A 12935-nucleotide genomic window follows, 5' to 3' on the forward strand; every position below is an offset into this window, starting at 1 on the left:
AATTCTCTCCAACAATCCTTCAGCCATTAAATTAAAAAACCTAAATTTGCAGCTTCAAAAAAAAAAGCATGATTCATTTCTTTTCTTGTCATCCTGAGCCTGTCGAAGGGCAATCCGATGCGGTTTTTGTTTTACAAACAGACCAATCCCTGTCAGCAACTGATATTACAAAACTTGAATGGTTATTCGGCGGGGCCAAACTACAAAATGAAAAGCTACTGAACGGTTTTTTTGTTGGGCCACGGGCCGCAATGATTACACCCTGGAGTACCAATGCAGTAGAGATTACGCAAAACATGGCCATTCAGGGGGTCATCAGAATTGAAGAATTTAAAAAGGTTGCCGCAGATTTTTCGGATTACGACCCCATGCTTTCTCAGAAATATGATGGGCTGGGACAAGAAATTTACACCATTAACATAAAGCCTGAGCCTATCTTAGAAATTTCGGATATCGCGGCTTACAATAAACAAGAAGGTCTTTCTTTAAGCGATGAAGAGGTTGATTACTTAAATTCACTAGCCGAACGCTTAAAAAGGCCATTAACAGATTCAGAGGTTTTTGGTTTCTCCCAGGTAAATTCAGAACACTGCCGCCATAAAATTTTCAACGGTAAATTTGTGATTGATGGTGTGGAACAACCCACTTCCTTATTTAAGTTAATCCGCAAAACCTCAGAAGAAAACCCGAACGATATTATTTCGGCCTATAAAGATAATGTTGCTTTTATTAAAGGTCCGGTTGTGCAGCAATTTGCACCGAAACGCGCCGATGAACCCGATTATTATGCCACAAGCGATTTCGAATCTGTTATATCGCTAAAAGCAGAAACCCATAATTTTCCAACGACTGTAGAGCCATTTAATGGTGCGGCAACAGGTTCAGGTGGCGAAATCAGAGACAGGCTCGCCGGCGGACAAGGGTCTTTACCTTTAGCCGGAACGGCGGTTTATATGACAGCACTTTCTCGTTTAGAAGAAGGCCGTGAATGGGAAAAAGGTGTTGAAGAAAGAAAATGGCTGTATCAAACACCGATGGATATCTTGATTAAAGCATCGAATGGAGCTACAGATTTTGGCAATAAATTCGGTCAGCCTTTAATTACGGGCTCCGTTTTAACCTTCGAACACCAGCACTTCGAAAAGCTCAGTATGACATCCCGTAAGCTTGGTTTCGACAAAGTCATCATGCTTGCCGGTGGCGTAGGTTACGGAAAAGCGAGTCAGGCCAGAAAACAAAAACCTCAGGAAGGTGATAACATCGTTGTGCTTGGCGGTGAAAACTATAGAATTGGAATGGGCGGTGCGGCGGTTTCATCAGCTGATACCGGCGAACATGGTTCGGGAATTGAGTTAAACGCCATCCAACGTTCTAACCCTGAAATGCAGAAAAGAGCAGCCAACGCCGTGCGTGGCATGGTAGAAAGCGATCACAATACAATTGTGTCCATCCACGATCATGGTGCAGGCGGACACTTAAATTGTTTATCCGAATTAGTTGAAGAAACCGGTGGTTTAATCAACCTGGATAAATTACCGGTAGGCGACCCTACCCTTTCCGCAAAAGAAATTATCGGGAACGAATCTCAGGAACGCATGGGATTGGTTATCGGAAACGAACACATTGAAACGTTACAAAAAATCGCCGACCGGGAGCGTTCACCCATGTACACGGTTGGTAAAGTTACCGGCGACAACCGTTTTACTTTTGAATCGGCAACAACAGGCGTTAAACCGATGGATTTAGAACTGAAAGACATGTTCGGCAGTTCTCCAAAAGTGGTAATGGAAGATAAAAAGCTCGATAGAAAATACGAGGCTTTAGCTTATCAAACTGAAAAACTGAACGATTATTTAGAGCAGGTGCTTCAACTTGAAGCGGTTGCATCGAAAGACTGGCTAACCAATAAGGTAGATCGCTGTGTTGGCGGCCGTGTGGCCAAACAACAAACGGCTGGCCCATTACAATTGCCTTTAAATAACTGCGGCGTAATGGCTTTAGATTTTCTGGGAAAAGAAGGGGTTGCGACATCCGTTGGACATGCACCGGTTTCCGCTTTGATTGATCCCGCTGCCGGAAGCAGAATCGCCATTGCAGAGTCTTTATCTAACATTGTTTGGGCACCATTGAAAGATGGCTTAAAAAGTGTTTCCCTTTCTGCAAACTGGATGTGGGCCTGTAAAAACGAAGGTGAAGATGCCAGGTTATACGAAGCCGTTAAAGCCTGTTCTGATTTTGCCATCGATTTAGGCATCAACATCCCGACAGGGAAAGATTCGCTGTCGATGAAGCAGAAGTATAAAGACGGCGATGTTATTGCACCCGGAACGGTCATTATTTCTGCCGGCGGTAACTGCGACGACATTACGAAGGTTGTAGAACCCGTACTTCAAAAAGATGGCGGTTCGATTTATTACATCAACCTTTCTAACGATAGCTATAAATTAGGCGGTTCATCTTTTGCGCAGATTTTAAATAAAATCGGTACGGAAACGCCCGATGTTAAAGATGCAGCTAAATTTAAAAATGCCTTTAACACCATTCAAAAATTAATAAAAGAAGATAAAATACAGGCCGGACATGATATCGGCAGTGGTGGTTTAATTACGACGCTATTGGAAATGTGTTTTGCAGATAATGATTTAGGTGCGGCTATAGATTTATCGGCCCTGCAAGAATCAGACCTGATCAAGTTACTCTTCGCTGAAAACATTGCCCTGGTTTTCCAGGCAGACTCGAGTGTCGAATCCACATTATCTTCAAACCATGTTGAGTATTTCAAAATTGGTGAGGTAACTTCAAAATCAGCTTTAGAAATTAAAAATTCAGCAGAACGTTTTAGTTTTGACATTGATCATCTACGTGATGTGTGGTTCAAAACATCTTACTTACTGGATAAGAAACAAAGCGGACCTGTTAAAGCGAAAGAGCGTTTTGATAACTATAAAAACCAGGCCTTAAAATATACTTTCCCTTCACAGTTTGATGGAAAAAAACCTGTACTGGATAGCACAAAACCAAAACCTAAAGCAGCCGTAATCCGCGAAAAAGGAAGTAATTCTGAACGTGAACTGGCAAATGCGATGTTCTTAGCCGGTTTTGATGTTAAAGATGTACACATGACGGATTTAATTTCGGGCCGTGAAACCCTGGAAGACATTCAGTTTATCGGTGCAGTTGGCGGCTTCTCCAACTCTGATGTTTTAGGTTCTGCTAAAGGCTGGGCCGGTGCATTTATGTACAATGAAAAAGCAAGAGTTGCCCTGGAAAAATTCTTTGCCCGCCCGGATACACTTTCAGTTGGTGTTTGTAACGGTTGCCAGCTATTTGTTGAGCTTGGCTTAATCAACAAAGACCACGAAGAAAAACCAAAGATGCTGCACAATGAAAGTCATAAACACGAGAGTGTTTTCACTTCGTTAACTGTAGCCGAGAATAATTCGGTAATGCTTTCAACGCTTGCAGGCAGCACATTAGGCGTTTGGGTATCACACGGTGAAGGCAGATTCAGTCTTCCATACGCAGAAGATAAATATAGCATTGTTGCAAAATATGCCTACGAAAATTACCCGGCCAGTCCGAATGGTTCCGATTACAATACGGCGATGCTATGCGATACAACCGGTCGGCATTTGGTTATGATGCCGCACATTGAGCGTTCATTATTCCAATGGCATTGGGCAAACTACCCTAAAGGACGTAAAGATGAGGTTTCGCCATGGATGGAAGCCTTTGTTAATGCCAGAAAATGGGTTGAAGAAAAGAAGTAAAATGGAAAAGTAATGTAAGATGGAAAATGGATGATGGAATTAAAGGCATCATCCATTTTATATTTATCACCTTTCACAAATTTCGAGCGAAGTATCTTACAGTACCGTCATCCGATAGCTACCGAATTCTAGCGGAGTATCTTACAGTGCCGTCATCCGATAGCAATCGGATTCGAGCAGCGTGCAACGCAGTCAAGAAATCTTTATAGCAAAAAAAACGGTCCGGGCATCGCCCAAACCGTCTTAATTCACCTAACCCTACATTCCCTAAAAACCAGGAGCGTTAACAGGAAAGTTCCAATATCCATCTTACTATCTTTCGAGCGAAGTATTTTACAGTGCTGTCATCCGATAGCAATCGGATCGAGATGACGGTCTTATCAAATAAAAAGGTTACACCATACATTTCCCATCATCCATCTTACCATCATCCATTTCCCATCTTCCATCTCCCATCATCCATCATCCATCTTCCACCATCCATCATCACCTTACATCATCTGGAAATTAATCGGCATATTATACCTTACCCGTACAGGTACGCCTTTATTTTTTCCGGGTTTCCACAAGGGCGATTTCTTAATTACTTTCATCGCTTCTTCATCACAGCCAAATCCGATGCCTTTCAACACCTGCACATCAGTTATGGAACCATCTTTCTCTACAACAAAACTTACAAAGACTTTTCCTTGTACCCCCTCTTCCTGTGCTTTATATGGGTATCTTAAATTACGCTCCATATATTTTGCCCAGGCTTTCATACCGCCGGCAAATTCAGGATATTCATCAACTCCAGCGGCAATATAGATTTCGCTATCGTTGTTAGCGCCGTTTCCATCTTTCACCGCGGCATTTCCATCTCCGTTTCCCGTATTTGTATTAATAACCAGGTTCGGTTTAATTTCACCGTCCTGGGTTTTATCACTTATTACAGCATCTTGTGTTTCTTTTATAGTTGGTGGTTCAGGTAAATCAACTTTATCTACTACAACGATATTTGATGGTAAAGCAACCGTTTTAACCTTTACCGGTTCGGCTTTTTCCGGGGCTGCCTTTTTTTCGGGTTCTGGTTTTTTCATGGTGTGAATAACATCTGTTAAATCGATTGTCTTTGCAACAGGTGTTGCGACCACTTGTTCAGGAAACAGCTTACTATAAACCATCGGACTTATAAATAACAGTACGAAAGCACTACTCGCCATAAATAAGGCTTTTGTTAGAATTGACGATGATTGCGATCTCAACGCATAAGCCCCATAGCTTTTGTTTCTGCCGGAGAATACAATTTCGAGCCACTCGAATTTGTATACATTAATTGATGAATTGAACATAGTTTTTGTTTTTATATCAGGATGTGAAAAACGCACCAATTCCATAAAACTTTAAAAAATCTATATTATTTATGAAAAATGAAATTTTTCTGCTCAAAAACATTTTTATATTTCATTTTCAACAATTTTTAATATTTTAACTAAAATGTTTCATAAAAATTAAGAAAATATACTATTTTTGACAAAAAACATAACAAATTAATGAAAAGCTTAAGAACCATCGCATTAAAAGAGGCTCAAAACAGAATTTCACCAGAAGTTAAATCACCATCAGCAAAAATTTCTGACTTTTTTGGCTCTAATGTATTTGATAAGAGAAAAATGAGAGATTTCTTATCTAAAGACGTGTATGAGAAATTAATATCATCCATCAATCAGGGTGAATTAATTAACACAGATGACGCAAATCAAATTGCAACAGCTATGAAGGCATGGGCAATGAGCGCAGGTGCAACGCATTATACACACTGGTTCCAGCCTTTAACAGGTACAACTGCAGAAAAGCACGATTCATTTTTTGAACCCAGCGGCGATGGTGCCATCGAAAAATTTTCTGGCAGTGCATTGGTTCAGCAAGAACCGGATGCATCCAGTTTCCCGAACGGTGGTATCCGTAATACTTTCGAAGCCCGTGGTTACACCGCATGGGATCCATCATCTCCTGCATTCATCATGGAAAGTAAAGCAGGTAAAACACTATGTATCCCTACAGTTTTTGTATCATATACCGGTGAAGCCTTGGATTATAAAGCACCTTTGTTAAAAGCATTAGCTGCGCTTGATAAAGCTGCTGTAGATGTTTGCCAATATTTCGATAAAAGCATTACTAAAGTAAATGCATCTTTAGGTATCGAACAGGAATATTTCCTAGTTGATGAGTCATTGTTCAATGCCCGTCCGGATTTATTGTTAACCGGCCGTACTTTATTCGGACACATGTCTGCTAAAGGCCAGCAATTAGAAGATCATTATTTCGGTTCTATTCCTGAGCGTGTTTTCACGTACATGGTAGACTTCGAAAACGAAGCTTTAAAATTAGGTATCCCTTTAAAAACCCGTCACAACGAGGTTGCGCCATCTCAATTCGAGTGTGCACCTATTTATGAAGAAATCAACTTAGCCATCGACCACAATCAATTACTGATGGATTTGATGGAAAAAGTTGCCCGTCGTCACCATTTCCGTGTTTTATTACACGAAAAACCATACGCAGGCATCAATGGTTCAGGTAAACACAATAACTGGTCGTTAATTACGGATACCGGTAAAAACTTATTGGCACCAGGTAAAACACCTAAAAATAATCTAATGTTCCTTGCTTTCTTTGTTAACACAATTAAAGCCGTTAGCGAACATGCAGATTTATTACGTGCAAGTATTGCATCGGTAAGCAACGATCACCGCTTAGGTGCAAATGAAGCGCCACCTGCAATTATCTCTATCTTCTTAGGTTCTCAATTGAACGATGTATTAGATGAGATTGAGCACTCACGCATCAGCAAAAAAATTAAAGAAGATAATGCACTTTGGTTAGGTATTCCTAAAATACCTCAGATTTTACTGGATAATACTGACCGTAACCGTACCTCTCCTTTCGCATTTACAGGTAACAAATTTGAGTTAAGAGCAGTTGGTTCTTCAGCGAACTCTTCAGCACCAATGACCATCTTAAATGCAATTATGGCTGAGCAATTGGTTAAATTTAAAACGGAAGTTGATAAATTAATCAAGAAAGGTGATAAAAAAGACATCGCTTTACTAACCGTAATTAAAAAATACATTAAAGAATCGAAATCTATTCGTTTCGAAGGCAATGGTTATAGCCAGGAGTGGGAAGATGAAGCTGCAGCACGCGGTTTATCAAACATCAAAACCACACCAAAAGCTTTAGATGCTTACTTAACTGAAAAATCAGCTGAGTTATTTAACGCAACCGGTATTTACAGCAAACGTGAAATTCATGCCCGTCATGAAATCATGTTGGAAAACTTCTACAAAAAACTCCAAATCGAAGCTCGTGTAATGGGCGAAGTTGCAAACACTTCAATTATTCCTGCTGCAATTGCTTATCAAAATTCGTTGATTGCTAATGTTAAAGGATTAAAAGAAATTGGTGTAGACAGTAAAGTTTCTATCGATATCGTTAAAAAGGTAAATGAGCATTTAGAAATCGTTAAAACCAATATCGATGCCATGTTGGAAGAACGTAAAGTAACGAACAAAATCGAAGACACCCGTGAAAAAGCAATTGCTTACGATGAGAAAGTTAAAACTTACTTCGAGGTTATCCGCTACCATGCAGATAAATTAGAGCAGATTGTTGACGATAGCGTTTGGCCTTTACCAAAATTCAGAGAATTATTATTCATGAAATAAGCTAAGCCAAGAGGTTTAAAGTATGGGGCGTAAGGTGAAAACTTTACGCCCTTTTTTGGATCATGATTTTCAGGGTTTAAGGATTTTAAGATTCAGGCGCCCAAAATTTAAGGGTATTAGAATTTAGAAAAAGATAGAATTTTAAATAAAACGTCTTGTAACTTAAATGCTCTTACATTTCTTATATGGTTAATTTTAAGTCCTACACTCAGTTAATTGCATATAATCTTAGGTGTTCTTAGGTGGTAAAAAAACATAGGATTTTCAGGATTTAAGGATTTTAAGATTAAGAAATACATCAACCCCACCTCCAGCACCGAAGTTTTAACCTTTTTTGCGCCCTGCTAAAAACCTTTTACCTTTTTACCTTCTACCTTTTACCTCTATTCACTATCTTTGCGCCAACATGAGTGATAACAGGTACAATCAACGTGGCGTTTCTGCCTCAAAAGAAGATGTGCACAATGCCATCAAAAATATCGACAAAGGAATTTTCCCTAAAGCATTTTGCAAAATCATTCCTGATATTTTAGGTGGTGATGAAGATTATTGCAACATTATGCACGCTGATGGTGCCGGTACCAAATCATCATTAGCATACGTTTACTGGAAAGAAACGAACGACATTTCTGTTTGGAAAGGAATTGCGCAGGATGCTATTATCATGAACCTCGATGATTTGATTTGTGTTGGTGCTACGGATAATATACTGTTATCCTCCACCATCGGACGTAATAAAAACTTAATTCCGGGCGAAGTTATTGCAGCCGTTATCAACGGCACTGAAGAGATTTTAAACGATTTACGTGAACAGGGCATTTCCATCTATTCAACCGGTGGCGAAACGGCCGATGTAGGCGATTTAGTAAGAACCATCATCGTGGATTCTACCGTTACCTGTCGTTTGAAACGTGAAGAAATCATAAGTAATGATAATATTAAACCAGGCAATGTTATCGTTGGACTGGCATCCTACGGACAAGCAACTTATGAAACGGCGTATAACGGCGGGATGGGTTCTAACGGATTAACCTCGGCCCGTCATGATGTTTTTAATAAAACTGTAGCCAACAGCTACCCTGAAAGTTATGATTCAGCAGTTCCCTTTGATTTGGTTTTCTCAGGTAATAAAAACCTGACGGATAAAATTGATATCGATGGCTTCGGAACGATTACTGTAGGCCAGTTAGTCTTATCGCCTACCCGCACCTACGCACCGGTTATTAAAAAAATATTAGAAAGTTACCGTAATCAAATTGACGGTATTGTACATTGCAGCGGTGGTGCACAAACAAAGGTATTGCATTTCGTTAATGATGACATCCATGTAATAAAAGATAACTTATTCGCGGTTCCGCCTTTATTTAAGCTGATACAGGAAGAATCCGGCACAGACTGGAAGGAAATGTATAAAGTATTTAATATGGGGCATAGAATGGAACTTTATGTTCCTGAAGAAATTGCTGAAAGTATTATAGAGATTTCGAAAAGCTTTAACATCGATGCACAGATTATCGGTCGTGTAGAAAAGAGCGATAAGAAACAAGTGACGATAGAAAGCGAAAAGGGTACTTTTATTTATAACTAATAGAATTTAAAATATAAAAAAGCCATACAGACTAAATCTGTATGGCTTTTTTATGCGCTTTCCAAAAATTATGAAAGGTACTTTCTTCACCATCAGCTTTCTTTTCCTGATAAAGAAAATCTAGTTTATTTTGTTGAACTGTTGCTGTGTTTAGGAAAATGATTCTAAAACTCCTCCACCTTTTCCTTCATTAGTATTTGCAACCATTGCAGGTACTACAATTATGCTTTCTACCCTTGCAACAAAAAACGTTTCAGAAAACTTAAACATAAAAAAAGTCCCGATTTGCATCGGGACTTTGATTTATACTTGAAGTTAAATATTAGTTAAAGTTATAACGAACACCAAACTGCATATAGTAAGTAGACAAAATGGTTTGTGATGTACCAAAAGTATCTCTTACAATATCACCTGATGCGTTTGCAACTCTGAATGTTGGTTTTGTTGTCGCACTAATTGGATTAGCACCGGTAACATTTTGAGGCACAAGAATAGCAGCATTATTAACGAAGTTAACATTACCCCATTTACGGTTCAGTAAGTTCCCAACGTTAAAGATGTCAACTGTGAACTGAAATGAATTCTTAGTTTTACCAAAATCTTTAAAAACTTCTTGAGTTAATCGGAAATCGAATTGATTTCTCCATGGAGATGTACCACCATTACGTTCAGCAAACCGACCTCTGTTTTTGCTTAGATATTTATCTTGACTAATATAAGCTTCGAATATATCTGCCTGCTCTTGAGCACTATATGCTCTTAAATAGTTTGTTGTACCAGCTGGAATAGCTACAAAAGAAGCAGCGGTCAATTCACCTGGATTAGGTATATAAATTAAATCATTTCCTGATACACCATCACGATTAAAATCACCATTATAGGTATATGAGAATCTTCCCTGCTGACTTCCTTCATAAAATAATGAAAATGAAGTTGACAAGTTACCGAAGTATGCCTTTTTATAAGAAATATTAGCGATTACTCTATCTGGATTTAAGTTACTTGAATAGCTTAAAGTCGGGATATTTGGATTACCAGAAGTTTGTGGTAATGACCATAAGTTAGCTAGTTGATCGCCACTTTGATCTCCATAGTTACGTTGGTCTGAACGCGTATAAGCAATCATTGCTGAAATTCCATTCGAGAACTGCTTAGTTAACTGAGCAGTAGCCATCCAGTTGTAACCACCTTTTACGTTGCCCATTTGAATCGCATTAAAGCCGGTAACGGTTCCGTTAGCACCACCACTTGGAGTTCCTTGAGCAACCGGTAAACCAGCCGCATTAATAGGGTTGTAATATTTATCTGAATTACTCACCGGATAGAATAATCTTGTATCACCATATCCTGAAATCTGAATACTTGGATTAACTAAGTTTAAATTTCTGGCAAAAGCTACATTCAGGTCACGTCCGTAGATACCTTCTAATGTTCCAACAATTCCTCCCGGTAATTTTACATCAAATGCTAAACTTGATTTCCAGGTTTGAGGAAATTTCAAGTTAGGGTCCATTACACTAATACCTGAAGATGGGATTGAACTTCCAGCTGGAGGAGCAGCAGTTGTTAACTGTGGGGCTATTGATGGATTAAATAACGGAGCTGCATTACCAACATAACTTTGTGTATATTGAATTAAACCTGCATCTCCGGATTGAGAAACAATCCATACAAAAGGAATACGACCTGTAAAGATACCCGAACCACCTCTAACCTGGAAAGAACGGTCGCCCATTACATCCCAGTTAAAACCGAAACGAGGTGAGAAAGAAACTTTATTTTCTGGTAAAAGACCGGTATCAACTCTTTGTCCTCCAAAATTTAAACCCGCAACTAATGGATGGGTTCTAACTTCTGTTACATCAGGATAGCTAGCCTGCTCAACCCGTAAACCTGCAGTTAACTTCAACCTATCAGTTACCGTAAATTCATCTTGCAGATAAGCAGAATACTGTGCAAATTTGAAGCTAGGGAAAGCCTGAGAACCATCAGCAGTTAAAGGATAAGTTACTGTATATTGTGCTGGTCTTTGATTTGTGATAAAGTCATTCCATGTTCTGAACGTATAAAAACCAGTTCCGAAACGTTGAAAACCGTTTTTAGTAGTACTATATTCAGCTTGAACACCTAATGTTAAATTATGCTTACCTAAGGCTAAACTTAAATCATCACTGTAAGTGTAAGAAGTAACATCCCTTAAATTACCATAAGAAAATGGCTCGTAGCCAAAGGTTGTTAAAACACTTCCTAAGTTGGTATTATTAGTTGGAACACCATCTAATATATCAACTAAAGGGAAGGGAGAACCATCTGTAGTACGAGGATCGTTTTGGTGGGAATAAGTTGCTCTCAAAACGTTGGTAACTTTACTACCAAAGTTAGAGTTTAACTCAGCTACACCAGAATATAAATTAGCTGCCTGGTAATAATTCGAATTAAAAAAAGGTAAACCAGAATTTCTAGCTGTACCAGATCTAGTATTTGCATAAGCATAACCAGTTAACGAGCCAATCGGAGAACCTCCAGTTGATGTACTGGCGGAAGCAGGCGTCTTACTCTCTACTTGATTATAGCGAACGCTAAAACGATGATTTTTACTAACATTCCAATCTAAGCGGGCAAACATTTTTTCATTATCACTTACATTAGAATAACCTTGATAAGGACCAGTTGCATAACCATAAGTATTCAATAAATATGAACTAACTTGGTTTAAAAATCCCTCAGTTGCTTGAACAACATTTGGATTTGCCGCACTATATGGCGTTGAAGCGTTTGCAGCAATACGTTGAGTTCCCGGTTGAATAGTGTGTTTTTTCTCATAGTTAACAAAGAAGAACAATTTATCCTTGATAATCGGACCACCTAAACTAAATCCATAGTTTTTTTCATCTAATTTTTGAAGTGTACCAAGTCTAAATGTTTCGCCAATTCTTTTTCCCTGATTATCTTCACCACGCATGGTATAGAAAGCATTACCAGAGAAAGTATTCGTACCAGAACGGGTTACAGCAGTTACCGAACCACCAGTAAAACCGGTTTGACGGGCATCATAAGGCGTAACGTTAATGGAAATTTGCTCTAATGCATCTATAGAAATGGGAGAACCATTCGCTGGAATGTTCTGACCAATACCAAACTGGTTATTAAAGTTAGCTCCATCCACTGTAAAGTTATTTGAACGGTAGTTACCACCACCTATTGATTGGCCATTAGCCTGTGGTGTTAAACGGGTTAAATCGTTAACACTACGGGTAATTGTAGGCAAACTTTGAATTTGTGCTTTATTGATTACAGTTGAGGTACCATTTTTATTAGAGTTTAAAATCGCATTTGATCCCTGACCAACGATTTTTACTTCCGATAAGGTAGAACTGTTATCGACTAATGTTGTATTTAAAACATAAGGTTCACCTAATTTGAGGTAAACTTCAGTTAATTTTGCCGGCTTATAACCTACAAAACTAATTTCTACGGTGTAAGGGCCACCAACACGCATACCACCAATGGTAAAACGTCCGTCGTTGTTGGTTGATACAGTGTACACCGTACCTGTAGGCGTGTGTGTCGCTTTAATGCTCGCACCGGGTAAGGTACCCTTGTCATCCTTAATCGTTCCTGTCATTGATGATGTGGTTACCTGTGCCTGAACACTTAGGGTAATTCCTACAAAAGCCACAATAACAAGTAATAATCTTAATAGTAAAGATTTTTTCATACGTTGATTTTTTAATTTGTTTTTTTTTGAATAGTAAATCAGCAAAAATTTTATGCTGCAAATGTACTTATTAATTTTTAACACATTTTAACATTCAATGTTAATTTATTGTTAACCAGAGCAAAACTTTTCAACAATTAACACCCATTTCG

5 protein-coding genes are annotated in these 12935 nt (G+C 38.8%); 3 read left to right on the forward strand and 2 right to left on the reverse strand.

Annotated features, from left to right (window positions below; genetic code table 11):
• Nucleotides 1-68: 68 nt before the first annotated feature.
• Nucleotides 69-3770, forward strand: coding sequence for a phosphoribosylformylglycinamidine synthase (purL, locus tag O0931_RS08210; protein ID WP_428982648.1), 3702 nt, complete (start codon nucleotides 69-71; stop codon nucleotides 3768-3770).
• A 491-nt stretch (nucleotides 3771-4261) separates the two neighbouring features.
• On the opposite strand, the gene O0931_RS08215 is transcribed toward purL, so the two are convergent.
• On the reverse strand, nucleotides 4262-5101 hold the full coding sequence (locus O0931_RS08215; protein WP_269415082.1) for an energy transducer TonB: 840 nt from the start codon (nucleotides 5099-5101) through the stop codon (nucleotides 4262-4264).
• Between the two features lie 201 nt (nucleotides 5102-5302).
• On the opposite strand from O0931_RS08215, the gene O0931_RS08220 reads away from it, so the two are divergent.
• Together O0931_RS08220 and O0931_RS08225 are read left to right on the forward strand one after the other, a co-directional pair.
• Complete coding sequence (locus tag O0931_RS08220; protein ID WP_269415083.1) at nucleotides 5303-7477, forward strand: glutamine synthetase III family protein; 2175 nt, start codon at nucleotides 5303-5305, stop codon at nucleotides 7475-7477.
• A gap of 406 nt (nucleotides 7478-7883) precedes the next feature.
• Nucleotides 7884-9065, forward strand: a complete 1182-nt coding sequence (locus O0931_RS08225; protein WP_269415084.1) for an AIR synthase related protein — start codon at nucleotides 7884-7886, stop codon at nucleotides 9063-9065.
• Nucleotides 9066-9387: 322 nt separating this feature from the next.
• On the opposite strand, the gene O0931_RS08230 is transcribed toward O0931_RS08225, so the two are convergent.
• A complete protein-coding gene (locus O0931_RS08230; RefSeq protein WP_269415085.1) occupies nucleotides 9388-12783 on the reverse strand; it encodes a TonB-dependent receptor in 3396 nt (1131 codons plus the stop codon).
• Nucleotides 12784-12935 lie beyond the last annotated feature (152 nt).

The organism is Pedobacter rhodius (assembly GCF_027213645.1).
GTDB classification, from domain to species: domain Bacteria; phylum Bacteroidota; class Bacteroidia; order Sphingobacteriales; family Sphingobacteriaceae; genus Pedobacter; species Pedobacter rhodius.